Below are 25,483 nucleotides of genomic sequence, written 5' to 3' on the forward strand. Positions count from 1 at the left end.
TAGCTTTTTTTTACCTTTAATTCGTTAAACCTATCTATTTTTAAAATAACCTTTCCATAGCAAAATGCCAATTACAACTTGGAAAACGATAAATCCATATAACCAGACGGAAAGCATAGGATTTACAAACATATTAACACCTCTTCATGCTTTATGCCTTAGTAATACTAATACGAAAGTTACACAGTTGTTTTCTCTGCTTGATCATAAGAATAGGTGTGACGATTTAAAAATGGTGCAGTAATGATAATTGTGAATATCCCAATGAAAGTTGCTACTGCTCCTGCTGACATGGTACTTGGAATAATTCCTCCAAAATACAGAATGAGATAGGATAACACACCAACAGCCATAGAAATTTCAACTGCTCGTGCTGGCGCTTTTCTTTTTCCATAAATAGCATGTAAGATTGGTCCTAAAGTTCCTGCAGCTACACCAGAAATACCAATCCACATGACATCACCCATATAAGCAGGAGGTCTTACTACAATTAGAAAGGCAACTAACCCTATAATTGGAACAGTTACACGACTAATAATGAGAGCAATTCGCTCTGCCTTTTGGTTATCTACTTTAATTATTCCTCGTTTTACTAATACTTTTAGAAAAATATCATTGGCAAACACCGTTGAAATGGAAACAAATAGACCATCCGTTGTAGACATTGCAGCTGCCAGTATAACAACACCAAATATAGCCACAATAATAGCCGGAAATGCCCAGACAATATATTCCATTAATGCTACATCCGCGCTAACTACCGTATCCCCTAATGCAGCACGACTATAGATGCCACCAAATAAAACAACAAGTGAAAATATACTAGCCACAATGTACGTGACAATCATCTTTCCTAGATCTTTCTCATTCTTCAACCCTAACACTTTATTAAACAAATGAGGGGCAGAAGCGAATGCCCACTGAATCACGATGGCACCTACCACAACACCAATTGAATAAAAATGCGTCGATTCTGGGTTAAAAATACGCACCAAATTTTCATTTTGATTTGCTAAATTCGACGTAATTCCACTAAATGTTGCTGTTATACTGCCTTCCCAAAAAATAACGATCCCCGATACAAATATAAATAGACCGCCAATTCCCATCATCACTGCTTGAACAGCGTCCGTGTAAATATCAGCAAATGCCCCTCCAGCGAAGACATACAGAATAACAATAGCTGCAATTACAATTAAACCTGTGGTATAAGGGATATGTAATAAATATTCAAATATACGGGCACCTGCGACGAATTGCCCAGCAATATAAAATACATTAAATAATAATATAATCCCCGTACCTACTCGTAATATATCACTCTTATAAAAATCACCGAGCCAATCAGGAAGTGACAGTGATTTTTGTCCATTATTTAACTTCCTTACTCTTTTCGCTACCATAATTACACCAATTGGGCCACCACCAATCATTGCCAAAAACAGCCAAAGGTTAGATAATCCCCAGTCATGCGACCAGCCTGGATAACCGAGAAACGTAGCGGCACTTAAATAAGTTGCTGTGAAGGACAGACCAAGCACATAAGGACCAAGATTCCCCCCACCAATCGCAAAATCCCTCACATTCTTGGTTTTTTTTGAACTGACCAAGCCAAGCAAAAACATCACAACTAAAAAAATAGTAAAACCGATCCATGTATAGATCGTAACTGTACTCATCTCTGTCCCTCCTTTCTCACGGTGCTTTATTTAATTCATTCGCACAGTTCTAAACTGTTGTTTGAGCTTTTCTAGCTGGGTGATTGTCCGGTACATGTCTACGTCCTTTACCAAACATATTCTCTCTTAGTGTCTTCCCCTCATATTCTGTACGATAGATGCCACGCTGTTGCAGTTCCGGTATAACGTAATCAACAAATTCCTGGAATGTCCCTGGTGAATAGGACTGGGCAATATTAAACCCATCTGCATCGCCAACGGTAGCCCATTCTTCAATTTTATCGGCTATTTGTTCGGCAGTACCAATGAATTTCACCGTCCCATTCCCAAGTCCATGATTCTTCACTGCTTCACGTAGTGTCCACTTTTTATTTGGGTCCTTAGTGTACATATCTAAATTACCCTGTACTGCTTCTGTTTCCATATCTTCTATATATTGATCTGGGTCATAACTTGAGAAATCAATTCCTGTATGACCAGATAATAAAGCAGCTGTCCCCTCGTAACTGACCTGTTCTTTTAATCCTTCATATTTTTGATACGCTTCTTCTTCTGTCGAACCAATAATTGGTAGAATCATTGGAAAGATTCGTACATCTTCTCGATTACGCCCTTGCTTTACTGTTCGATTTCGGATATCGGCTGTATAATTCTTTAATGCATCCAAGGAATGATTTTTGGTAAAGACTCCCTCCGCATGTTTAGCTGCAAAATCTCTTCCTTTTGGAGAAGCACCAGCCTGAAAAATGACAGGTGTTCGCTGTGGAGAGGGCTCTACTAAATGCGGGCCAGGTACTTGAAAGAATCTTCCTTCATGATTAATTAAATGTACTTTTTCTGGGTCAGCAAAACGATCATTCTCGCGATTATAAACAACGGCATTTGCTTCCCAGCTTTGTTCCCAAAGTTTGTACACAACTTCCAAAAATTCATCTGCTCGATCATAACGCAATTCTTTTGGCAGTCTACTAGTAAGTCCCAAGTTTACAGCTTCACTTTCTAAATAAGAGGTGACGACATTCCAAGCCACCCTTCCATTTGTTAAGTGATCAAGCGTAGAAAGCTGACGAGCTAGTGAATACGGTTGTGCATATGTTGCTGATATCGTCGGTGCAAATCCTAGATGTTCTGTTACAGCAGCCATAGCTGCTATTGGAATTAGTGGATCATGAGCTGGAAGCTGTACTGCATGCTCCGTTGCAGCCTGATGACTATTGTTATAAACGCTGTAAGTTCCTAATACATCGGCAATAAATAGAGAATCAAATTTCCCTCTCTCTAGCAATTTAGCAATGTCCATCCAGTAGGTAAGTGTATTATGTTTAACTCCTTCATCCTTTTCATGCTTCCACAAGCCTGTCGAATGTGGAGAAGGTGAATTCTGAATAAATCCGTTAAAGTGAATTTGTTTAGCCATATCCAACTCTCCCTTATGCGTTATCCTAAATTAAATCTTTACCACTCTGGTGATCTTCATCCTCCCCTGATTGATGGTAACTCATGAGGATTCGGTGCCCCCGTGCTAACCTAGGAGACGGTTTAGTCGTCATAGGCATTAAGTTTATTTACACTACGTGCCAAAGCAGACCCTGCTTTCAAAGCTACAGCTACGAAGATTGCTTCAGCAATTTCATGGCGGTTTGCCCCCGCATGTTTTGCATTTTTCGTATGAAGGTCAATACAATATGCACAGCCTGTGGTATGTGCTGATGCCACTGCAATTAGTTCCTTTTCTTTCTCAGTCAGATAATTCGTTTGGATTGCTTGTTTATCAAAATCAAGAAATGCGTCAAATGTAGCCCCATTTAATGCTGCAAATTCCTTTAATCGGTTAAAATAAGACGCCTGATACAAATTATCAGTTCCTTCCCCGTCATACGCATTCAATGCATTAACTCCATGGGCTGCTGCTGATCCTGCCTTTAATGCTGCTGCAACAAAGATAGCTTCAGTTACCTCTTCTTTTGTTGCTTTTTGTTTCTTCACATTGCCTACATGTAATTCAATGCAGTATGGGCATCCTGTAATATGTGCTACAGCAACGGCAATTAATTCTTTTAGCTTTGCCTGCAACTCTCCTTCAGCTAAGGCCTGATCATTAAAAGCAAAAAAAGTATTACATGTTTCTGGGGCATATTCTCTAAGCTCTTGAATCCGTGAGAAATAGGATTTTTTATACAAACTCTCCGTTATATTACTCAATGTTATCGCTCCTTTAATAAATAAATCATTTCACTAATTAAATATAACTTTTCCCATTCATTTAGTTGGATTAATGGAAGAGGATATACGGTTTCTATAATGACCAATGAAAAAACCCCTTCCGATGAGAAGAGGTTGCTGTATCGCCTACATTCTCTCATCTTTCAAGCAAATGCTTGCTGGAATTAGCACCTTGTTATATGTAACGGTTGCTGCGGGATCACTGGACCAGATTCCTCCCCCGACTCTAGATAAGGAATATTCAATTTAATTAGTAAGAATTGTACACAATAATACCGAATACCGAAAAATGTGTCAAGTATGATTTTTTACATTTTTCCGATAAGATCTTTTTAATTGTTGGTTAAGAGACTACAATTCTATCTTTTGACCTATTCCTAGCGATTTCGCTTTTACATAAATTCCTTTAGCTACGACAAGATCAAAATAGGCAGCTCCAACGGATTTAAAAAAAGTAATTTCTTGATCTGTTTCTCGCAATAATCGATCTCCACCACCAACATCACTTAACTCTGCGTGGATGTGAGAAAATTGCCAATCACTTTCTTGATTCGCATAAATTAACTCACCAGCTTCTTCTTTTATACTGGCTAAATCATCCACAATAATCTTATCAACTGTCTGAATGGTTTTTAGATCTACTTCTCTCATGCTAGGCAAATACGAACCAACCCCATTTATATGCATACCAGGTCGTAGATCATTTCCATCGAATACCGGATTATCCGACCTTGTACTACAAGCAATAATATCGGACACTTGCATGACTTGCTTCGGTGAATCCACTACTTTGATTGGAATCGTAATCCCCCAGGTCATTAATGCTTCTTTGAATGTGTACGCCTTTTCGATCGTCCGATTAAATAGGATTAATTCTTGGATAACACGAACTTCCAAAACACCTAGGACTTGTTCAAAGGCCATGGCCCCCGTTCCAATCACTCCCAATGTTTGTGCATCCGTTCTAGCTAATTTTTCTGTCCCTATCCCGCTCAGTGCTCCTGTACGTAAACGAGTTAAAAATGATGCACTCATCATACAAATATGTTCCCCATTACTAGCGTCGGTTAATACTAATGCACCTTGAGTAGTTGGCTTTCCTTGTTTCGGATTCTCAGGAAAAATACTGACTAATTTCACGGAGGCAATTTCCTGTGATAAGTCTGCACTTGGCATATATAGACTCGAAGCTTGATGCGCCGGTATGTCAATGACTGTCCGATGCGGATTAGTAATTTGTCCTTTCTTTTTAGAAATTAACCCTTGCTTTACATCATAGATTGCATCGTTCATAAAATAATGATCCTTAATTTCTTGCTCTGAAAGAATTAACATAGCTTTCTTCCTTTCATGTATATGTAATAGAAAAGTGCAAGCGCAGTTATGAGAATATCGGCATAAAACCTTTCTCAAATCGCATCTTGCACATTATAAACCGACTATTTTTTAAAGATTCCTTTTAATACAAAGGCAACGTTAGCTGGACGTTCGGCCAAACGACGCATATTATAACCAAACCAGTCATCTCCATACGGCATATATACACGTACTTTATATCCTTCGTCGACTAATCGTTCTTGTAATTCAATACGAATTCCATAAAGCATTTGAAACTCGAATTGGTCACGAGGAATATCATGCGCTTTTTCCAGTTCTTTGGTATAAGCAATAATACTGTCATCATGCGTTGCAACAGCTGTGTAATTCTCATTCAATAAGTTCTTTTTTATAATTTTTTTATAGTTATCATCGACATCCTGTTTATTTGGAAATGCCACTTTTTCGGACTCTTTATAAGCACCTTTAACTAAGCGAAGATAAGGGTTGTAGCTATCTAATGCGTCTAAGTCCTCTTCCACGCGATAAAGATACGCCTGTAAAACCGTTCCCAAATTATCAAATTCCTGTCGTAATGACTTAAATATGGTTAACGTCTGTTCTGTACGCTGATAATCTTCCATATCAATCGTTATAATCACACCATATTCTGTCCCAGCCTGCAAAATTTTTCGCATGTTCTCCATAACTAATTCATACGATATATCCATTCCCAAAGAAGTTAATTTCAACGATAATTGTGCATTCAATTCTTTTTCTGCAATGACCTTGATCGCCTGAATACATTCCTGAGCAGATTGCCTAGCCTCGTCTTCATTATCAATGAACTCTCCCAAATGATCGACTGTAACGTCAAATCCTTTGGCATTTAACTCTTTTATTTTTTCAGCCGCACCATTAATATCTACTCCTGCAACAAATCGCGATGCTCCAAATCGAAAACCATACTTCTTAGCTGCTTTCGTTAGTGGTTTATTATTGGATAAAAATAAAAAGAAATTGCGCATGATTTGTTCCACGTTGATCCTCCCCCCAACCATCTATAGTTTATGAACGATCAAAAGCAAGGGAAAAACACAATAAGTGATTTCCCATGATTTTGATTACGCATTTCCACAAAACTTTGTAAAGCAGTGCAGGAGTGAGATATTGTTATTATGTTATAGCATTTCAGAGCTTGTTTTACCTTGCATATGGTGAATCAGATAATCAGGTCCACCTGCTTTAGAGTCCGTACCCGACATATTAAATCCACCAAATGGCTGATAACCTACAATTGCAGCTGTACAACCGCGGTTGAAGTAAAGATTACCGACATGGAAATCTTGTCTTGCTTGCTCAAGATGGGTACGATTATTGGTAATTACGGCACCAGTTAATCCATACTCTGTATTATTGGCAATCTCAATCGCTTCATCAAAGTTCTTTGCCTTTGTAAGTGCAACTACTGGTCCAAAGATTTCTTCCTGCATAATTCTTGCTTCTGGACTTACATTACCAAAAACAGTAGGATTTACGAACCAACCTATACGATTATCACCTGAGCCGCCTGCTAATAATTCTCCTTCTTGCTTGCCAATTTCGATGTAATCCATAATTTTATCATAAGCACCTTGATCAATAACTGGTCCCATAAAATGAGAGTTATCATGTGGATTCCCAGCTGATAATTCTTTGGTAAGCTCTACGACTCTATCTTTCACTTCTTCATAGACATCCTCATGTATGACAGCACGTGAACATGCCGAACATTTTTGTCCTGAAAATCCAAATGCAGATTGTACAATCGATTCAGCTGCCAACTCTAAATCGGCTTCATTATCTACTACGATGGTATCTTTTCCACCCATTTCAATAATCGTACGTTTCAGCCACTTCTGACCTTTTTGTACTTTAGCAGCACGCTCAAAAATTCGTGTTCCAACCTCACGTGATCCTGTAAAACTAATAAACCGCGTACGTGGATGATCAACTAGATAATCCCCTACTTCTTTACCAGGACCCGGAATGTAATTGATAACTCCAGCAGGCATACCCGCTTCTTCCAACACTTCCATTAGCTTATAAGCAATTACTGGTGTAGCACTGGCTGGTTTCAACAATACCGTATTACCTGTGACCATAGCTGCTACCGTTGTACCGGCCATAATTGCAAACAAGAAGTTCCAAGGTGAGATCACAACCCCAACGCCTAATGGGATATAATGGTATTGATTGTATTCAATAGGACGACTGTTGATCTTGACACCATCTTTTAACTCAAGCATTTGACGGCCATAATATTCAAGGAAATCAATTGCTTCTGCTGTATCCGCATCTGCTTCTTTCCACGGTTTCCCACCTTCTTTAATTAAATGAGCTGTGAATTCATGTTTTCTACGTCGAATAATTGCCGCAGATCGAAAAAGAATATCCGCACGGAATTTCGGGTCTGATTTCCGCCACGTTTCAAATGTTTGATCTGCAACTTTCATTGCTTTTTCTGCTAATTCTTGATTCGCTTTCGAAACATAGCCAACTACTTCTTCTTTATTAGCAGGGTTAACAGAAACGATTTTATCTTCTGTTGTAATGCGTTCTCCCCCAATAATTAGTGGGTATTCCTTACCTAGATCCTTCTCTACTTTTTTTAATGCATGAAGCATTTGTTGCCGATTTTCTTCCACTGTAAAATCTGTAAAAGGCTCGTGTGTATAAGGTACTACCATATGAAAAACCTCCTAATTATAGTTTACTAGTCCAAATGATGAAACCGTTTTCACTACTTGTGAAAAGAAGAAACCCTAAAGCATATGCAGTGCTTATTAATTTAATCATTACTGTAATCAATAAGTTGTCTAGCCTGTTGCGGGTTTTTTTCTAGTTACTAATAAGAAATAGATCGTAGCTACATTAATTTGAAATTTGAACTAAGAAAATTTTCTAATAATTTAAGCGAAAAGTATTTAAGTATCACTTAAATTATGTTTAAATAAATTATAAGATATTTTTTGCTTTTTCGTCAACTGTTTTTTCATACCATTCTATAAAACTAGGAATTGTGAACTATCATGAACCGTTTAGCATAAGGGGCGAGTATACCATGACAAATTCTGAAAACCTTGGAAACAAAGTAAAGAATCTGCGAAAACAAAAAAAGTTAACATTGAAGCAAGTCTCTCAAGAAACCGGTCTTTCCATTAGTTTTTTGTCACAATTAGAGCATTCCAAAACATCTGCAACATTACTTTCGTTAAAACGAATTTCTGAAGCACTCGGGGTGAATCCAAGCTATTTTTTTTCTTCAGAAACACAAGGTTCCCGTTCGGCAATTACCAGAAATATTGTTGATACGAAAAACCTGACAGAAAATCGATTTATTTATAAAGATCTTTCGGGAGAAATGGAAAACCCTTTGTTTGTACCTAATTTAATAATTTTGAATCCAGGGGATAATCGGGGGAATAATTTTACACATAAAGGTCAGGAATTCCTCTATGTATTAGAAGGCACTCTAACCATCGAAGTTAACCATGAAGAAGTCCTATTGCAACCATATGATTGCATATTTTTGGAATCATCCACCCCGCATAATTGGTATAATCGAACCGATAAAACAATTAAATTTTTATGTATTTCTTCTACTGAATAAGGATTAATATCAATGGACTTTGGAATGATTGTAACCATTGATTATCGAGGGCACCTATAGGAAGGCTAAGCAGAGGCGCAATCATTGAGAAAATAGGGCTGAAAGTATTTAAACGGCAACACATTGGAAAATAGGCTTTGTAGAGAAAGGCTACAAAATGAAAACGATTAAAGTTAATGTTGTGATCTATTATAATCACTTTGCAAGGGCTTATTCCATAAAAACTAGGTCTTAAAAAGGCTCAGCACCTTGCTGAGCCTCTTGATTTACAAATGATTATCAATAAAAATGGTTAATACCCGAGCGGGTTCATTATTTACTGGTATAAACAGATGCGATTTGTTCCCTTTAAAGAAAGCACTATCTCCTTGTTCCATATGATGTTTGCTTTCTCCATAAAGTAATTGAATCTTTCCTTCCAGAATATAGATAAACTCATCCTGTGAGTGGGTATACGCTTCTTGACGAACATTCATGTCACGCGGAGTAACGTGTACAATCGTCGGTTCAATGCCAGTAAACCTTGAGCGATTGGCTAATAATTCATAGGAGTATCCCATATTTTCATCGCCTACTTTGAATTGTCGCTCTCCATGCGGAAGCAAAACAAGATCGCGATCATCGTGATCATCTAATAGCCATGATAATGGCACATGTAATACTTCACTAATTTTGGATAGCGTGGCAATTGCTGAAGCAGTCTGGCCATTTTCTATTTTTGATAGAAGACTTTTGGAGATACCACATTCATCTGCCACTTGCTGTTGTGTCTTTTTTGTTCGTAAACGCATCTGTTTTATTTTCTTTCCAATATTATTTAGATTTATTGCTACTCTCTCCTTCCAGTAAAAAAACCGTGACTATCTTAAACTAATTATAACAAAAGAAGCTAGATTACAGCAGTTACATGGTGAAGGCATTTATCAGAAGCTATTTTCAATAAATCAAACATGGGACTTCCACTGATGTTTGAGTTAAACTTCTTCCATGATAGAATAGTACAAAAACAACGTCAATTGGTAGGAAAAGAATCATCAGTTCAGGTTGATTAACATCTAAAAATCAGAATATACCGATAAAACGGGAGTATCTTTTGACAAAGGGGTGGTATAATGAAGCAAAAGCTGCTGTTATTCCTTTTATATTTTCTCAGTTTAACGAGTGTATATAACTATTTCCAATTCGTTCAGAGACCGATTGATGGAAACGGGATTGGCATTTCCTATCTTTTTATTATGATTAATGAGAACGTTAGTAATCATCAAATATCCATATATGCTTCGAGCTTTCTAATTATCGGTCTTTGTTTATTCATCCTTACTTTACTTTATCATTTAACCAAATATCGGCATCCAAGTCAGTAGTGTCTCTACATAGGGAACAGGACAAAAGTCATGTAGCTAAACAAATTACGACTGTCTTTCATGAATTTGACTTCTGCTATATTATTAGATGAAATGATTGAACGCATCATCTATTAAAGATCTGCAGTAGAAATCGTTGAAACCCAGCACAGACCTAAGATCCACTCGGATAGGCGATATTTTGCTCGCCCAAGTTAGCTGACATGCTCACGAAAAGCGAAACGATTTCCACTGCGAAAGTATGGTTCGCCTACTTATTTAGAAATTCATGGTTTCTCAGCCATATACTCTAATAGAAAACTGCTTAAACAGCAGTAAAGATATTTGTCTTTCCACCTGTACCTTGAACAACTGCCAAACCTAAAATTGCTTGAATAAGTTCACCAAGATCAATATTTTGAGCATCCACAATATATGCTACGGTGCCTCCCCCAATTGGGAAGTTATTACATCCAATAATATAAAGATTCCCCTGCTCAACCGAGAAGTTTTTGACTTCTGGAGCATCTTCACCTGGAGCTGTACATCCCGTTTCTACTTGATCACCTTCATACGTTAATACAATAACATCACCTAGTGTTGGAACTGGTACGGTAATAGCCACACTAAATTCCTCCTTTAAATTTTGTTTATCTTGCAAGATCATCCTATGATGTAATTCAGTCAGTGCATAGGTTGATAGAGGAAGTTAGAAGAAAATGATGATAGAATCTATTAATACTTAGGCAAATAATAGGGTTTTAACAAAAGATCAGAAGCTTTGGTGTTATTTTAAGGGGATAGAAAATAGATAAAGCGAGCGCTCTCCAAGCTGATGCATTCATTTCCATACCTTTCAACCGCAATCATGATGAAGAAAATGAACAATAAAAAAACTACCCGAATATAACTTGTATATTCGGATAATAATTTGGATTTTCCTTTAGTTAATTACTTACAAGAAGGAACCTCTAAACTTATTGCCATACATCTTCCGCTATCTCAACAACATGACGTATTTTTTTCCACTGCTCTTCTTCTGTTAAATTATTTCCTTCCTCGGTTGACGCAAATCCACATTGAGGGCTGAGACAAAGTTGGCCATAAGGGATATACGTAGCGGCTTCTGCAATACGTTTTTTAACCAAGTTTGGATCTTCCAGCTCCGCAAATTTTGATGTAACCAAGCCCAATACAACGTGAAGGTCGTTTCTATTCACATAAGATAAAGGTTCAAAGCCACCCGATCGATCATCATCAAATTCAAGGAAAAGCCCATCTACATCTAATCCTCCAAAAATAGTTTCTGAAACCGCATCATATGATCCTGTACTGAAATAGTGTGAGCGGTAATTACCACGACAAATATGCATCGTTATTAACATATCGTTTGGACGTTCGGCAATGGATTCATTAATAACACTTCTACAGACTTCCATTAATTGTTCCGGATCAAAACCTTTTTCTCGGAGCGATTCCCTGCCCTCATCTGAAAGAAATGAACTCCAAGAAGTATCATCTAATTGCAAGTAGCGACAACCAGCATCATAAAAAGCTTGGATTGCTTTTTGATATGTGTTAATTAAATCTGGAATCACTTGTTCCATATTTTCATAGACATTTGTTTCTATATCAGCTCGCACTAGCAACATATTCGGACTTGGGATTGTCTGCTTCGCAACATGCTGGTCTCCGACGGCTTCATGTAAGAACTTATAGTCTGCAAGAAAAGGATGGTTTTCACTAAAGTCTACTTCTCCAGTGACACGAATCGCGCGTTTTTTTGTTTGAATTCCAGAAAATTGCAATCCTGCTTCGGGTACAAATTCTTCAACTCCAATCAAACCTTCTAAGAAGTCAAAATGCCACCATGCACGACGAAATTCCCCATCTGTAATTGCCTTTAACCCTGCTTTCTTTTGTTTTTCAACTAATTTAATTATCTCCGTGTCTTCAATGGCTCGGAGTTGTTCGTTCGTGATTTCCCTACTTGCCTTTTGAATTCGAGCTTGCTTAATCCGATCAGGTCTTAAAAAACTTCCTACATGATCCCCTTTAAATGGTGCTTTTTTTTCTACTTTTGTTGCCATTTTATCCACTCCCTAATTTTTTATGTAATAAAAAAGCCTCTTCTAGCTAAGAAGAGACGCTGTAATAAACGGTGTCATCTTCTTATCTCTCAAGTTTAACTAAACTTGCTAGAAGTAGCACCTTGTCTTCACAAACAGGTTGCTGAGGCGTCTACGGGCTAGTCCCTTGACCTCTCTTGATAAGAATTCCTTTTAAATATTTAATATCTATCATAGCAATTCCACAATAAAAATGCAAAAGGTTTTGACAATTTTTTTATTTATTTTCTAGTTGACGTCAACGTTTTATAAGGATATATCGCATGAAAAAGCTAAATAATACAACAACTAACATAAACACCATCCAGCGCCAATTAAACGATTCAGCAAGTAGATTTATCCCTAAGCTAACGATACCTAGAATCATTGATAAAATAACAAACAAATTAGCTATAATCTTATCGGCATATTGAGGCGATCGTACCGACTCCTCCTTAATTCCTCTTTTTTCTCTCCAATTTGTTCCAATCCATTCTAGGATGGGCATGGCAATTAATAAAAACAACAGTAAATAATGAAGCAATTCCAAAAATGGCATATGCTCAGATGAATAAATGCTTGCAAAAGCACCAGCAACGGCAAATCCAAACATGACAAATCGGTCAACCAACGGTGTAAAGATTGGTTCTTGTAAGTAACGTTTTAAGTTCTTCATCCATGCAGTCACTCTCCTCATATAACTAACTTATAACAGTTTTTCTTTGTTAAGCGTAACATCTCTTATTAGTTAAGGATATACCTTCTTCCATTCACGCATGAAAAAGGATGATTTAACACATGGTAACAAGAGAGGTCATTCATTATTATGAAATTCCATTATAAGGCGATAAGGGAGGTTATCTGATGGAACAATCATGGCTTTCATTAATTCCATTTATTATTGTTATTGGACTTTCGATCTGGCAAAAACGAATTCTTCCTGGTTTAGTACTTAGTCTGGTTGTAGGAGCTTTTCTATTAGAATTCAGTATTTTGGACGGGACAAAGGAGACGGTCAGCTATATCGTAACTACCTTGGCTGATCCAGGAAATATTAATATTATCGCTTTTTTATATCTATTTGGCGGATTAATCGGCATGATGCAAATCTCTGGTGGTGTGAAGGGATTTTCGGAGTGGGTTGGTAACAAAATTGACTCTGAACGCGGGCTTCTAGCGGTCATTTGGTTAACTCTCCCCTTTACCTTTATGATGCCAATGTTTCGAATTATGATGATTGGTCCTGTGATTAAATCCTTATTGAAAAAAGTCAATATATCAAATTGGAAAGTTGGTTTTACCATGGACGTATCAACCAGCTCTGTTATTGTATTGTTACCTGTAGCAACAGCATTTGTTGGGTTTATGGTTTCACTGATTGAGGGCGGTATTCAAAAACATAATTTGAATGCAGATGCTTATCAAGTTTTCCTATATAGTATCCCTTTCAACTTTTTTGCCATCGTCATGCTAATTATTGGATTGATTTGGACCTTCTGGTCAAAGCCAAAAAAGAAACAGACAAATAATGGTCCGCAAGACGGGGAAGAAGGGAAACATCATCGTGCTAGCATAAAAAAAGAATTAGAAATGGTAAAGGCACAACCTTGGAATTTAATTGTCCCATTGTTTTTACTACTTGGACTTACCTTATTTCTATTGTGGCAGGATGGGGTGGAAAAAGGAGCTACTAGCTTGTTCAATGCCTTTGCTGAAGCTGATGCTACTTTCGTCATCCTGCTTGCTGTTTTTATTACGTTAATCATCACATTTATTTTCTACATGATTCGTGACCAAAAATTAGGGGAAACGATTTATCATTTTTATGATGGGGGAAATCAATTAATGGAAGCGATCATCCTTCTCGTTTTAGTATGGTCTCTTTCGCTTGTTACGGAGGACCTTGGTTTCTCTCAATTTATTGAAGCAACACTAGGTTCTTTTCTCCCAGCCTTTACAATCCCTGCTATTGTTTTTATCGTCGGATCGATCGTTAGTTATTTTCTCGGATCATCTTTTGGAACGTGGGGGATATTTATGCCACTTGGTGTTGCTCTAGCAGCTTCCACTGGAGCTTCACTGCCAATGACAGTTGGTGCCGTCTTTGCAAGTGGATCATTTGGTGCCATGACCTCTCCACTTGGCGATACAACCATTACGACGGCGTCTATTTTAGAAGTTCCATTAATTGATTATGCACGGTATAAATTAAAGATTGTTTCCATTGGGCTTGGAATTGCAGCTGTCTTATACCTAATAGCGGGATTTTTTATCGGTTAAGATAAAGATGTTTTCCGTTTATAGAATATATTCTTTACCTTATCTGATTATAAGGAGGTTCTTTGAAAATTCTAAGTAAACAGGCTGTCGAGACTTTTTTCCGACAGCCTAGAAAGAATTTTCGCCTTTTTTAAATTAGTTGATAAACCCTAGCTTCATAAGGCCTTAATACCAATTGCTCCAATTGTTCTTCTTTATCTACATCGTAATTACTTAGTAACAACTTCGCTGATGATTGATCTGTAATGCTGACCAATACTTCCTCCTCAAATAAATTCACCATAATGAACATTTGCTGATTTCCATCGGTTCTTGTATACGCGTATACCTTATCATGATCGGCTAAAGAAAGATCATATTTTCCATAAATAAAGACTGGATGTTGTTTTCTTAATTGAATGAGCTGTTTATAGTAATGATAAATGGATGTTGGATCCTTTATCTGTGCAGCAACATTGATATTTCTATAATTTGGATTGATCTTCATCCAAGGGGTACCCGTAGTAAATCCTGCTTTTTCTTGGCTACTCCACTGCATTGGTGTTCTTGAATTATCTCGCCCATTTTTCCAAATAATCTCCATCACATCTTGATGATTTTTCCCATTCGCCATCTCTTCTGCGTATAAATTTTTCATGGAAATATCATTATAATCATCAATGGACGCAAATTGGACATTTGTCATTCCAATTTCCTGTCCTTGATAAATAAATGGTGTTCCTTGCATGAGAAAGTAAAGAGTAGCCAACCCTTTTGCTGATTCCTTCCAATATCGATCATCATTTCCCCAGCTTGAAACCGAGCGTGGTTGATCGTGATTTTCCAGAAAAAGAGCATTCCATCCGTCGCTTTCAAGCCCTTTCTGCCATTTAGATAATGTCTCTTTTAATGCGTGAATATCTAATCCACCAGACGCACTTTTCCCCCATAAATCCAAGTGCTCGAATTGAAATACCATATTGAATTTCCCTTTATGTTCACCAACCCAAAGATCTGCATCATCTACTGTCACCCCATTTGCCTCACCAACAGTCATGATATCATAATGATCAAATGTCTCCTGCTTTAATTCCGCTAAAAAGTCATGAATACCTTTCTGATTCATGTGACCATCAAAAGAAGGTACGTATTTCTTATTCTCCGGATTTGGCATATCCGGAAAACCTGGAGCCTTTTTAATATGCGAAATGGCATCTACTCGAAAACCGTCAATTCCTTTATCTAACCACCAGTTCACCATCTCATATAAAGATTGGCGGACTTTCGGGTTTTCCCAATTCAAATCAGGTTGTTTACGAGAAAAAACATGCATATAATAGGCATTGGTTGGTTCATCATATTCCCAGGCCGATCCCCCAAAAATGGATTCCCAATTATTGGGCTCTCGATTGCCTTTTGCTTCATGCCATATATAATAATCACGATAGGGATTATTTCTTGAGGACCTTGACTCCATAAACCAAGGATGCTCATCCGACGTGTGGTTAATGACTAAATCCATAATTAATTTCATATCTCGCTGATGTACTTCTTCCAATAATTGATTAAAATCTGTCATGGTGCCAAATTCAGACATAATGGCTTGGTAATCACTAATATCATACCCATTATCATCATTTGGGGATTGATAGACAGGACTTAGCCAGATTACATCAATGCCTAAATCTTTAAGGTAATCTAACTTATCAATGACTCCTTGAATATCACCAATTCCATCTCCATTTGAATCCATAAAGCTGCGAGGATAGACCTGATAGGCTACCGCTTCTTTCCACCATAGTTTTTTCATCGTCCCTCTCCTTCATTTAACTAGTTCCATTCATCGTTCCATTTTCTATCGTCACTTCCACACCGAAATGATCGGAAATCACTGGTTTATTGATACCATTAAATATCACACGCGACAATCGTACCTTGTCCTTTGTCGACGTAAAAATAAAATCAATTCGTTTATTTTCGTTATTCTTTTCCCAACCTGCAATTTCACCAGCTACAGTAATTCCACTATCCTTTTCTCCTGCCAGTTGGAAGGTGTCATTATAACCTAAATGTTGCACATAGGCATACCCTTCCGCTTCTATATTAGACACATTATTAAAATCGCCCATTAGATAATGTGGAATCTGTTTATTTACATTTGTAACGAGTTGATCCATCTGGCAACGAAACGGCTCTTCTTTGTCCTGCCACCATCCCATATGACAAGAATAAAATGCATATGGTATCCCATGATGATCAATGGTCAATCCTACCACCTTACGTGTTTTCCAAAATTCTGGATCATCACTTTGACTTACCAAGAACTCTGTTTGGTCAAGAATTGGACACTTTGTCAATAAAGCAACCCCTTCTTCATATTGATCATAAGCAGTATGTGAGAACGCCCATGTATATTTATAAGTTGATCCCAAATCATTTAGCTTTTGTACAAGTAATAATCCAAAATTATCCTTTTTCAAACGATCTGTTACTTGTTCCGATACAATAGATTGACTTACTTCTTGTAAAGCAACAACATCATAAGCAGCCTCATGAATTGATGCAGCAAGGATGTCCAGCTTCTTCCATTGATCTTCCTCTTGCCAAGAATGGCAGTTTAGTGTCAATAATTTCATCTACTCCTCCTCCAGGTAATCGATTACCTTTGATTTAAGCACATCTGCTTTTGGTCCGTAGATTGCCTGAACGCCAGTATCTTTTTTAACAAGCCCCATTGCACCTGTCTTTTTCCAATCCGTTTCAGAGGCAACTTGATCTACATCTTTTACAGAGACTCTAAGACGTGTCATACATGCATCTACTTCCAAGATATTCGCTTCACCACCAAGTAAGCGGACAACTTCTTTCACTTCTGTATCTTTCGTATCTTTTGCTCTTGCTGTTTGCGTAGAGCTGTTGTTTTCCTCTTCTGTTTCATCGTCTTCTGAGTAATTACCGGCACGACCTGGTGTTGGTGAGTTTAATTTCCTGATTAAGAAGTGAAAAAGGAAATAACTAATTGCAAAGAAAACAAGACAAGTAATTACAAAGTTAATAATATCACCGATGAGCCCTGCATTGATTGCCATTGGTAATCGAGTAGTCAATTCGATTAACCCAAAGGAGTGTAAACGCAAATCTATTAAATCTACCATTGCAAAACTTACTCCAGCTATAAGAGCATAAACAAAGTACAATACTGGTGCTGCAAACATAAACATAAACTCAATCGGTTCCGTTACCCCTGTAATGAATACGGCTAGTCCCGCAGAGAAAAACATGGACTTGTATTTTGTACGCTTATCTATATCAACATTACGATACATTGCAAGTGCCGCTCCAATTAATACTGCACTGGATAAAATCATCTGTCCCATTTTAAACCTAGCTGGTGTTACTTCTTGTAGCAACGTATGATAGGCTTGCATATCACCAGCTGCTTGCAAATTGACTAGATCAGAAACCCAAGCCAACCAAAGTGGGTCTTGACCTGCTACCACTTCACCAACCGATGCTCCGGTCATTATCGTATAGGTTCCGCCAAGCTCCGTATAGTTGATTGGAACCGTTAGCATATGATGTAAACCGAATGGTAACAACAATCGCTCTAACATCCCAAAGACAAATGGCGCTAGAAATGGTGCAGAGTCTTTAGACGATGCTAACCAAATACCAAAATCATTAATCAGTCCCTGAATAAATGGCCATACAACAGCCATGATCACAGCAATAATTACCGACCACAGGATAACCACAAATGGTACAAAACGTTTTCCATTAAAGAATGATAGGGCTTGTGGTAGTTTGCTAAAGTTGTAGTATTTATTATAAATTGCCGCTCCAATAAAACCGGAAATAATTCCAATAAATACCCCCATATTAAGCGCAGGTGCCCCTAAAATTGAAGTGAAATAATTATCCACGACCAATTCACTTCCAAATAAAGAAGTAACTGCCGCCTCCGGATTGGTAAACATATCGTTGGTAACACCAAATATAACACCAGTAATTCGATTAATTAATATAAACGCTAGTAAAGCTGCGAATGCCCCTCCGGATCGCTCTTTTGCCCAAGAACCGCCAATGGCTACAGCAAATAAAATATGTAAGTTATTAATAATTGCCCAGCCAATATCTTCCATCACTCGTCCAATCATAAGGATAAAAGATATATCTTCCACTGACATTGCAATTACTTTCCCTAACGAGATCATAATTCCAGCTGCAGGCATTACAGCCACAACAACCAACAACGCCTTCCCTAACTTCTGCCAGAAATCAAATGAAAACATGTTTCTCATGCTGCTCCCTCCTTATTATTAATGCAAACGATTTCTCAAATGAATCGATGGTTCCTTAGTTTTTCAAAAACTTGAAAACACTTTCATTTTACTAAAAAATAAAACATATACGTTATCAAAATTCTACTTATTTAATCCTATTCTCCCAACCATATGTGCAAACGATTGCATTAATTCTATAAACATAGTATAGCAGAATCAATAGAAGGTCAAGTACTTGTTATGATTTTTTGTTTATGTTCATCAAAAAACAGACTGTAATTATTGTTCATTTAGGAGAAAATACAGTTACATGTTGAGAGTATTTTCTATGGTTTTATGCATAAAGCGTTTCTGATAGTTCGCGTACAGAGGTACTACTATAGCAGGGGACAAATAAACTACTTGAACTTCAAATAGAATATGTATCCTGAGAATAAAGTCGATTACCTCATATAAGCATAATCGACTTACCATTATAGAATGTTATAAAAGGATTTGAATCTTATTATTTCCCCCCTAAGTTAGCAATCTTGTCATAGGGCATAGCGTCATTCATCATATGATGAAAGGTTTGTTGACCCATGATCTCATCACTAATGGTTTTCAGTAAAGTTACAGTTGCTCTAAAAGGGCCAGACCCACAACTAAGCCTCTCAATGCCAATATCTGATAACTCGGTCAAAGAAGGCATTCCAGGGCTGGCCAATAGATTAATAGGTAAGGAAAGTTCTTCTCTGAGATGTTGGATAATCGTCTGGTCTGTTAATCCAGGAACGAAAATACAATCCGCTCCCGCTTCCTCAAATTCTTTAGCACGTCTAACGGTTTCTTTCAATCGCATTGTTGCATCTCCAACATGGAGCCAGTATGTATCTGTACGAGCATTTATAAATAATGAAGCATCATCAGTGGCATAGGAAAGTTCCTTGATAGCTGCAATTTTTTCTTTTTGAAAGGATAGATCATATAGTGGTTGATCTGGTTTGCCTGTACCGTCTTCAATATTTATCCCAACAACTCCAGTAGCTATAATTTTTTCTACTGTTTCTAAAACCTCCTTAATGGTTTCTCCGTATCCTGCTTCAATATCTGCGCTGACGGGGACATTCACAGAACTTGTAATCAACTGAATGACTTCAATCATTTTTTCCAGTGGAATATTTCCTCCATCCTTATACCCCAATGAAGCGGCAATACCAGCGCTTGTCGTTCCAATCGCTTCAAATCCACTTTCTTCAAACATCTTAGCACTAATGGCATCCCACGCATTTGGAAGAACAAAGCTGGATGACTGCTGATGTAGATGATGAAAGTTACTCATTTTTAAAGATCGATGGTTTTGATCCATAAAAAAACCCCTTTTCATGAATTAAATTTGAAATCACTTATAATCTATGATTATTGTAACCTATGGATAGTTCAACTATAATCGAAATATGGAATGCAGAAGGAGATGAATACAAATGAGTGTGAATCCAAATGTGGCCGAAGTTGCTTCTCTCCTTAGTGAACCTTCAAGAGCAATGATTCTAACTAGTTTAATGGATGGGCGTTTTCATACAGCAAGTGAGTTAGCCTATATGGCTGCCATTAAACCCCAGACAGCCAGTTTTCATCTCTCAAAATTAGTGAAGGGGAACCTTGTTACTGTCGAAAAGCATGGACGATATCGTTATTATCAACTGGCAAGTCGAGAGGTTGCATGTATTTTAGAATCTTTTCTTACTATTTCAAAACCACCCGAAGTGCGTTCATTAAAACAGTCTAGCCAAACAATCGCCCTTCGTAATGCCAGAACGTGCTATGATCATTTAGCAGGACGGTTAGGTGTAGCATTAACTGAATCGATGGTGAATTTGGGTTATTTGCGAAAAGGAGAAAAAGAATTTGAGGTAACCTCTAATGGAGAACGGTTTTTTCAGGATTTCGGATTGGAACTTGCGGATCTAAGAAAAGAACGTCGTTCCTTCTCCCGTGTTTGTTTGGACTGGAGTGAACGGCATCATCATCTTGCTGGTGCTTTAGGTCAGGCCATAACTTCTCATCTTTTTGAATTGAATTGGATTAGCAGAAAACCTTTAAGTCGTGCCGTTACGATTACCGATAAGGGACAGAAAGAGCTCAAAAGATACTTTAACTTAAGCATTTAAACTCCTTTTTCACAGGTTGTCTCTATATAACGAAAGAGTGCAAAAAGGATTAAGCAATGCGTAAAGCTTGATCCAACGCAACTCTACTATTTAAGAAAGACTTAAAGGTAATCCATATTATGTTTTTTTGCTTTATATGGATTACCTTATATTGCTACACCTTCTTATAAAAGCTTACCACTTCTCAATTAAATAATCAGCATCATCATGAAGTCTGTTATATGCATCTTCAGCAATCAATCCTTCTTCGTTTTGATGATCAAGTAGTAATTTAAAGTTCCTCATATGCTTAACAACCTTCTCACCTTCTTCTCTTTTCTCATAAATATTAACCATCATCAAATGGATAGATAATGAATGGGCAGCACTTTCGTTCTCGATCTTTCCTTCCTCTAAAAATCGTTCAACTAATATTTTCATATCAGATGAACGCTCCGTCCAATACTTTGGCAAACGAAGGAATTGATCACCATTTAGTTGGTCGATAGACCCATCAGCCATACGAGTAGCAATGCCCCATAATCCATTTTCCACACGATCGATTAACGCTTGATCATAGCCATATTCAGGTTGTTGCCCTGGCATTTCGAAGAGAACCGTAGCGGTTCCATTAAGAGCAAATGAAGACCTAGCCTGTCCAGGCAAGTCACGTTCCTCAGGGTGCAAATAACGGGCAACTCCTGGCTCTTCCCTATCCGAAAATTCCTTTACCCCAAGAGCAGCAGCTAACGCGTATCGCTTAGACTTATCTTGATCCAATTTTGGCCAATCCGCATATTTTGTACTATCTTCCGGCCCCAGTGGTGGATAGTCTATCGCGATTGTGACATCCTCGCCGGTCTTATTCGTTTCTGGGGTTCCCATATGATGAAGATCTACAAAAGCCTCAACTTCACCGAACTCATCTTTCAAATTCAGATATACGTTTCTAAGGATGCGGGATTCATTTGTTAGGAAAAAACCAGGATCGGCCCCTGTACCAGGTAAATCCGCAACCTCTGGTTCGTAGCTCAAATTCGGGTTAAAATCCCGGTTAATGTCAAATCCGCCGTTCGTTTCACTATAGTACCAAGATGGAGTAGTACCATTAAGCTGTGGATACTTATTCATAACATCATTCCATGAGAAAATATTCTGGCGTTGAGTTATGTCAGCACCATCGACATTAAGCCTAGGCACGGCAACTATTGTAACTTCGTCACGAATTGCTTGAGCAAAGGTACTATCACTGGTTCCGAGTGTTTCAAGCATTTGTACAAGTGCTTCAGGACCACTCTTTTCGTTTCCATGTATATTACCATTTATTAATAATACTTGATCCCCTGTCCCCACTCTAGCAGCATAGATTTCTCGTCCTTGGTGTGAATGACCAATGACATCAACATCGACTCTGTTAGAACTTGCCTTCTCAATTTGATTTAGCTTTTGAATTAGTTCTTCATTGCTCATCCAATCATGGTCCACATTATCAGTATTATTATCGTTTTGCAGCGCCTGTACAGAAAGCGGATTCATTACTAGTAAGATAAAAGCAACGAATATTAATTTTGTCCAACTATTTTTTCTCATAATGCCCTCCCTAAAAATTCACTTAATCATCCCTACTGCTATTCATCTTAATAAAGTGATGAAACAATTACTTATTTTAGATGTACTTTGATGAAACACCTCCTTTAAATCTCTTTTTAGAGAAAGTCAATACATCCTTTTAAAACTCCGAGCAATCCAGTCCCTAACTTATAAACATGTATTTATTTTTAGTTTCGATAGGCGCTTTTGTATCTCCTTCTGAAAATGAATAATCAGTACTTTAGTAGGTATATCAAGTGAAGTGAATGATCTGAAGGGTATAAGTGACTTTGTAAAAACGCTGCCTGCAATCATTTAAAAACAAGAAAAGATGCCCTTAGGCACCCAACTAATTATTTGCTTTACTAAGATGGTGATCGTTATCCCAACAAAGCAGAGAAGTTAAAATATCGTAAGGCTCACATAAAGCAAACGACCTACAAAGCTCATTTACTTCGTAGGTCGTTGTTTTAGACTGTTTTTTTATAATTACTAGATTGATAAGCAAGTGCTTTACTCGGTAGACTTTTACCTAATTTATCTTGAATATATAAAGCTGCTTGTTGAATCTTTTCTTCTTTTATGCCGGTTTCAATTCCCAATCCATGTAACAAATATAATACATCATTTGTAGCAACATTCCCAGCCGCTCCTTTTGCATAAGGGCAGCCACCTAAACCGCCAACAGAGCTGTCAAATCGCGTTATTCCATGTTGAATAGATGTCATCATATTTGCGATTGCCATTCCTCTTGTGTCATGAAAATGCATAATAATCTTTTCTTGATCGTAACGAGATAATATAGAAGCTAATAAAGCTTCTACCTGACTCGGAACGGCAGTTCCAATTGTATCGCCCAATGATATAGAATCCACACCATAATCAAATAATTGATCGCAAACGTCTATTACTTGTTCTGGAGAGATTCTTCCCTCATATGGACAATCAAAAACGGTAGATACATAACCAGTTACTGCCTTTTTAGCATCTTTTGCTTCATGGATTACTTTTTTCAACACGGGGTAGGTTTCATCAATGGATTTATTAATATTTTTTTGATTATGTGTATCACTTGCTGACATAAAAACCGAAGCTACATCAATTCCTGTTTCCAATGCATGCTCTAGCCCCTTTAAATTGGGAACAAGCGCAGAGTAGGTCACGTCTGGATTTCGCTTAATCCTTCTGCCTACTTCACGTGCATCGGCCAATGGTGGAATCCACTTTGGATGTACAAAAGATGAATATTCAATTTCCTTCACACCGGATTCAGACAGCATGTTAATCCATTTCACCTTGTCATTTGTATCAATAAATACATCTTCATTCTGTAATCCGTCCCTTGGCCCAACCTCTTTGATACCCACATGCTTTGGATACTGACACATGCTTTCCCCTCCAATTTCAGAATTGATTTTTTCGAAACTCCTCATTACGTATTATTATCAATGTATGCAAAATGACAAATACAGTTCACGATAAGAAGGCTTGTGAATACGCTTACTTATAAAAATATAACCTCTTTTTGTACTATATATATTGGATCATGTTTCATTTCATTCAACTTTGTTGAATAAAGTATATTATAAACATCCAACCCAAGTCAAACGAAGGAGAACAAAACTGCCCATCTCAGAAAATGTAATAGATGAACGACAAACTTGGTTTAACAAGTTCTATTTTGCTCATACTAAGTTCTATAATTATTTGAAGAATGGAGCTGAGCAAATGGATTCTACCAAATCAAAGCTGATTGAATATAAAGAAGGGATGGGAAAATTCTCCGATAAAATGCCGGGATTTACAAAAGCCTATACATCCTTTACAGAAGCTTGTTTTCAAGAAGGGGCCTTACCTAAGAAAGCAAAGCAATTAATCGCATTAGGTATCAGTGTTCATGCGCAAGATGAATATTGTATTATCTATCATACAAAAGGCTGTTTGGATCAAGGCTGCACCGAGGAGGAAATTCTTGATGCCATATGTGTGACTGCTGCTTTTGGGGGTGGACCTGCAATGAGTCAAGGAGTTACATTAGTACAAGCATGTATTGATGAACGAAAGCAGTAGCTTGTATATACGTTTTGGATGAGCATACTTATATAGATACGTATGAAATCAGCTTGTAAAGAAAAACTTGCAGGCTGATTTTTTTCTTACAAATGAGCTTATATAACAAGTGATTGCTCCCTTTAATCGTTCTCACGAAGTATAAAAACAATCGATTTATATTTCCTCATTTATTCCACATTTATCACATATTCATTCCATCACCATTGTTTAGTATTAGTAATGTGCTTCATTATAAGCACCCAGCAAACATTTGAAAATAATAGAAAGACGGTGAAAAACAATGGAATTGCTTAGTCTAAATGGGTTGTCTCACATTGTTGGCGTTCCAAAAAATACTGCAGCAACCTGGGTTGAGGAATTTAATATGTACGTACCAAAGACACAGCAGCAAGATGTCATGTATTATCTTCCAGAAGCAATTGACGTTTTAAAATTCATCAAAAAATGTAAATACAAAAACTATAAGAAACCAGATATACTAAAGCGATTAGCTAATAGAAGCTTTCCAATACGAGTAGAAAGTACAATCGAGGATGTACAAATGACTTTTGAACAAGGAAATTACCGAGAAAATATCTTAACGGTGATGCAAACGATTGGAATGACAGTCTCTAATGTTGCTAATCAAGAAAAATCCATTCAATCACTGCAGGAAGAACAGAAAAAAAGGATGAAGATCGCAGAACAACAATCCAAAGAAATTAATGATTTACGAGAACAGATTGAGTCATTAAAACAAGCAATCACCCCGGCGAATGAGTACGAAATGAAAAAGGAATCTTTCGCAAGAATGTTCGAATAACAAATTAATTGCTAGAGGAGGAACT

Annotated in this window: 22 protein-coding genes and 2 riboswitches; of the genes, 6 read left to right on the forward strand and 16 right to left on the reverse strand. The window is 37.5% G+C overall.

The features are described from left to right. Positions 1–179: 179 nt before the first annotated feature. The 6 genes from JKP73_RS02330 to pruA form a co-directional block, all read right to left on the reverse strand. Positions 180–1,679 carry a sodium:solute symporter family protein gene (locus JKP73_RS02330; RefSeq protein WP_200410846.1) on the reverse strand — a complete coding sequence of 500 codons (1,500 nt, stop codon included), beginning with the start codon at positions 1,677–1,679 and terminating at the stop codon, positions 180–182. A 49-nt stretch (positions 1,680–1,728) separates the two neighbouring features. Beyond that, positions 1,729–3,096, reverse strand: a complete 1,368-nt coding sequence (locus JKP73_RS02335; protein ID WP_038242781.1) for an LLM class flavin-dependent oxidoreductase — start codon at positions 3,094–3,096, stop codon at positions 1,729–1,731. Positions 3,097–3,218: 122 nt separating this feature from the next. Continuing rightward, the gene (locus JKP73_RS02340; protein WP_420006907.1) at positions 3,219–3,872 is read right to left on the reverse strand and encodes a carboxymuconolactone decarboxylase family protein; all 654 of its coding nucleotides are present in this window, start codon (positions 3,870–3,872) and stop codon (positions 3,219–3,221) included. Positions 3,873–4,035: 163 nt separating this feature from the next. Beyond that, positions 4,036–4,139, reverse strand: a riboswitch (SAM riboswitch). Positions 4,140–4,253: 114 nt separating this feature from the next. Next, the gene (locus JKP73_RS02345; RefSeq protein ID WP_021289336.1) at positions 4,254–5,237 is read right to left on the reverse strand and encodes an ornithine cyclodeaminase family protein; all 984 of its coding nucleotides are present in this window, start codon (positions 5,235–5,237) and stop codon (positions 4,254–4,256) included. Between the two features lie 104 nt (positions 5,238–5,341). Next, positions 5,342–6,259 carry a proline dehydrogenase family protein gene (locus JKP73_RS02350; RefSeq protein ID WP_021289337.1) on the reverse strand — a complete coding sequence of 306 codons (918 nt, stop codon included), beginning with the start codon at positions 6,257–6,259 and terminating at the stop codon, positions 5,342–5,344. Positions 6,260–6,400: 141 nt separating this feature from the next. Continuing rightward, entirely contained in the window at positions 6,401–7,948 is a 1,548-nt protein-coding gene (gene pruA, locus JKP73_RS02355) for an L-glutamate gamma-semialdehyde dehydrogenase (RefSeq protein ID WP_200410847.1), read from the reverse strand. A gap of 374 nt (positions 7,949–8,322) precedes the next feature. Between pruA and JKP73_RS02360 the strand changes: the two genes are divergently transcribed. Beyond that, positions 8,323–8,871, forward strand: a complete 549-nt coding sequence (locus JKP73_RS02360; RefSeq protein WP_021289339.1) for a helix-turn-helix domain-containing protein — start codon at positions 8,323–8,325, stop codon at positions 8,869–8,871. 266 nt (positions 8,872–9,137) lie between these two features. Here the strand turns inward: JKP73_RS02360 and JKP73_RS02365 are convergent, their stop codons facing one another. After that, positions 9,138–9,698, reverse strand: a complete 561-nt coding sequence (locus JKP73_RS02365; RefSeq protein WP_031335044.1) for a helix-turn-helix domain-containing protein — start codon at positions 9,696–9,698, stop codon at positions 9,138–9,140. A gap of 285 nt (positions 9,699–9,983) precedes the next feature. Here JKP73_RS02365 and JKP73_RS02370 point away from each other — a divergent pair, with 285 nt between their 5' ends. Further along, positions 9,984–10,235, forward strand: a complete 252-nt coding sequence (locus tag JKP73_RS02370) for a hypothetical protein (RefSeq protein WP_021289341.1) — start codon at positions 9,984–9,986, stop codon at positions 10,233–10,235. Positions 10,236–10,539: 304 nt separating this feature from the next. On the opposite strand, the gene JKP73_RS02375 is transcribed toward JKP73_RS02370, so the two are convergent. The 3 genes from JKP73_RS02375 to JKP73_RS02385 form a co-directional block, all read right to left on the reverse strand. Further along, the gene (locus tag JKP73_RS02375) at positions 10,540–10,839 is read right to left on the reverse strand and encodes a hypothetical protein (RefSeq protein WP_021289342.1); all 300 of its coding nucleotides are present in this window, start codon (positions 10,837–10,839) and stop codon (positions 10,540–10,542) included. Positions 10,840–11,191: 352 nt separating this feature from the next. Then, entirely contained in the window at positions 11,192–12,304 is a 1,113-nt protein-coding gene (locus tag JKP73_RS02380) for a 5-methyltetrahydropteroyltriglutamate--homocysteine S-methyltransferase (protein WP_021289343.1), read from the reverse strand. 79 nt (positions 12,305–12,383) lie between these two features. Then, a riboswitch (SAM riboswitch) is annotated at positions 12,384–12,490 on the reverse strand. Positions 12,491–12,581: 91 nt separating this feature from the next. Then, positions 12,582–12,998, reverse strand: a complete 417-nt coding sequence (locus JKP73_RS02385) for a hypothetical protein (RefSeq protein ID WP_021289344.1) — start codon at positions 12,996–12,998, stop codon at positions 12,582–12,584. A 188-nt stretch (positions 12,999–13,186) separates the two neighbouring features. Here JKP73_RS02385 and JKP73_RS02390 point away from each other — a divergent pair, with 188 nt between their 5' ends. After that, complete coding sequence (locus JKP73_RS02390) at positions 13,187–14,602, forward strand: Na+/H+ antiporter NhaC family protein (protein WP_021289345.1); 1,416 nt, start codon at positions 13,187–13,189, stop codon at positions 14,600–14,602. Between the two features lie 130 nt (positions 14,603–14,732). On the opposite strand, the gene JKP73_RS02395 is transcribed toward JKP73_RS02390, so the two are convergent. The 4 genes from JKP73_RS02395 to JKP73_RS02410 form a co-directional block, all read right to left on the reverse strand. Continuing rightward, on the reverse strand, positions 14,733–16,391 hold the full coding sequence (locus JKP73_RS02395) for a glycoside hydrolase family 13 protein (RefSeq protein WP_038242774.1): 1,659 nt from the start codon (positions 16,389–16,391) through the stop codon (positions 14,733–14,735). A 16-nt stretch (positions 16,392–16,407) separates the two neighbouring features. Beyond that, entirely contained in the window at positions 16,408–17,217 is an 810-nt protein-coding gene (locus tag JKP73_RS02400) for an endonuclease/exonuclease/phosphatase family protein (protein ID WP_160806678.1), read from the reverse strand. Next, a complete protein-coding gene (locus JKP73_RS02405; RefSeq protein WP_038242770.1) occupies positions 17,218–18,882 on the reverse strand; it encodes a PTS transporter subunit IIBC in 1,665 nt (554 codons plus the stop codon). A 487-nt stretch (positions 18,883–19,369) separates the two neighbouring features. Beyond that, positions 19,370–20,212, reverse strand: a complete 843-nt coding sequence (locus JKP73_RS02410; RefSeq protein WP_038242768.1) for an isocitrate lyase/PEP mutase family protein — start codon at positions 20,210–20,212, stop codon at positions 19,370–19,372. A gap of 115 nt (positions 20,213–20,327) precedes the next feature. On the opposite strand from JKP73_RS02410, the gene JKP73_RS02415 reads away from it, so the two are divergent. Beyond that, positions 20,328–21,014: an ArsR/SmtB family transcription factor gene (locus JKP73_RS02415; protein WP_021289350.1), complete on the forward strand. Its 687-nt coding sequence runs from the start codon at positions 20,328–20,330 to the stop codon at positions 21,012–21,014. A 174-nt stretch (positions 21,015–21,188) separates the two neighbouring features. Here JKP73_RS02415 and JKP73_RS02420 read toward each other — a convergent pair whose 3' ends face one another. Then, positions 21,189–22,583, reverse strand: coding sequence for a M14 family zinc carboxypeptidase (locus tag JKP73_RS02420; RefSeq protein WP_021289351.1), 1,395 nt, complete (start codon positions 22,581–22,583; stop codon positions 21,189–21,191). Positions 22,584–23,053: 470 nt separating this feature from the next. After that, positions 23,054–23,971 (reverse strand): hydroxymethylglutaryl-CoA lyase, encoded by a 918-nt coding sequence (locus tag JKP73_RS02425; protein WP_021289352.1) that lies wholly within the window; start codon positions 23,969–23,971, stop codon positions 23,054–23,056. A gap of 340 nt (positions 23,972–24,311) precedes the next feature. Between JKP73_RS02425 and JKP73_RS02430 the strand changes: the two genes are divergently transcribed. Both JKP73_RS02430 and JKP73_RS02435 read left to right on the forward strand, forming a co-directional pair. Beyond that, entirely contained in the window at positions 24,312–24,653 is a 342-nt protein-coding gene (locus JKP73_RS02430; RefSeq protein ID WP_021289353.1) for a carboxymuconolactone decarboxylase family protein, read from the forward strand. 289 nt (positions 24,654–24,942) lie between these two features. Continuing rightward, entirely contained in the window at positions 24,943–25,458 is a 516-nt protein-coding gene (locus JKP73_RS02435) for a MerR family transcriptional regulator (protein ID WP_200410848.1), read from the forward strand. The last annotated feature ends 25 nt before the right edge of the window (positions 25,459–25,483 follow it).

The sequence above is a fragment of the Virgibacillus salexigens genome (genome assembly GCF_014905415.1).
GTDB lineage: Bacteria > Bacillota > Bacilli > Bacillales > Amphibacillaceae > Virgibacillus > Virgibacillus salexigens.

What these genes read in the sequence shown, in the direction of transcription:
- JKP73_RS02330 (WP_200410846.1), bottom strand. Translation starts at nt 1,679, where the DNA reads ATGAGTACAGTTACGATCTATACATGGATCGGTTTTACTATTTTTTTA.
- JKP73_RS02335 (WP_038242781.1), bottom strand. Translation starts at nt 3,096, where the DNA reads ATGGCTAAACAAATTCACTTTAACGGATTTATTCAGAATTCACCTTCT.
- JKP73_RS02345 (WP_021289336.1), bottom strand. Translation starts at nt 5,237, where the DNA reads ATGTTAATTCTTTCAGAGCAAGAAATTAAGGATCATTATTTTATGAAC.
- pruA (WP_200410847.1), bottom strand. Translation starts at nt 7,948, where the DNA reads ATGGTAGTACCTTATACACACGAGCCTTTTACAGATTTTACAGTGGAA.
- JKP73_RS02360 (WP_021289339.1), top strand. Translation starts at nt 8,323, where the DNA reads ATGACAAATTCTGAAAACCTTGGAAACAAAGTAAAGAATCTGCGAAAA.
- JKP73_RS02370 (WP_021289341.1), top strand. Translation starts at nt 9,984, where the DNA reads ATGAAGCAAAAGCTGCTGTTATTCCTTTTATATTTTCTCAGTTTAACG.
- JKP73_RS02380 (WP_021289343.1), bottom strand. Translation starts at nt 12,304, where the DNA reads ATGGCAACAAAAGTAGAAAAAAAAGCACCATTTAAAGGGGATCATGTA.
- JKP73_RS02385 (WP_021289344.1), bottom strand. Translation starts at nt 12,998, where the DNA reads ATGAAGAACTTAAAACGTTACTTACAAGAACCAATCTTTACACCGTTG.
- JKP73_RS02390 (WP_021289345.1), top strand. Translation starts at nt 13,187, where the DNA reads ATGGAACAATCATGGCTTTCATTAATTCCATTTATTATTGTTATTGGA.
- JKP73_RS02395 (WP_038242774.1), bottom strand. Translation starts at nt 16,391, where the DNA reads ATGAAAAAACTATGGTGGAAAGAAGCGGTAGCCTATCAGGTCTATCCT.
- JKP73_RS02400 (WP_160806678.1), bottom strand. Translation starts at nt 17,217, where the DNA reads ATGAAATTATTGACACTAAACTGCCATTCTTGGCAAGAGGAAGATCAA.
- JKP73_RS02405 (WP_038242770.1), bottom strand. Translation starts at nt 18,882, where the DNA reads ATGAGAAACATGTTTTCATTTGATTTCTGGCAGAAGTTAGGGAAGGCG.
- JKP73_RS02410 (WP_038242768.1), bottom strand. Translation starts at nt 20,212, where the DNA reads ATGGATCAAAACCATCGATCTTTAAAAATGAGTAACTTTCATCATCTA.
- JKP73_RS02415 (WP_021289350.1), top strand. Translation starts at nt 20,328, where the DNA reads ATGAGTGTGAATCCAAATGTGGCCGAAGTTGCTTCTCTCCTTAGTGAA.
- JKP73_RS02420 (WP_021289351.1), bottom strand. Translation starts at nt 22,583, where the DNA reads ATGAGAAAAAATAGTTGGACAAAATTAATATTCGTTGCTTTTATCTTA.
- JKP73_RS02425 (WP_021289352.1), bottom strand. Translation starts at nt 23,971, where the DNA reads ATGTGTCAGTATCCAAAGCATGTGGGTATCAAAGAGGTTGGGCCAAGG.
- JKP73_RS02430 (WP_021289353.1), top strand. Translation starts at nt 24,312, where the DNA reads ATGGATTCTACCAAATCAAAGCTGATTGAATATAAAGAAGGGATGGGA.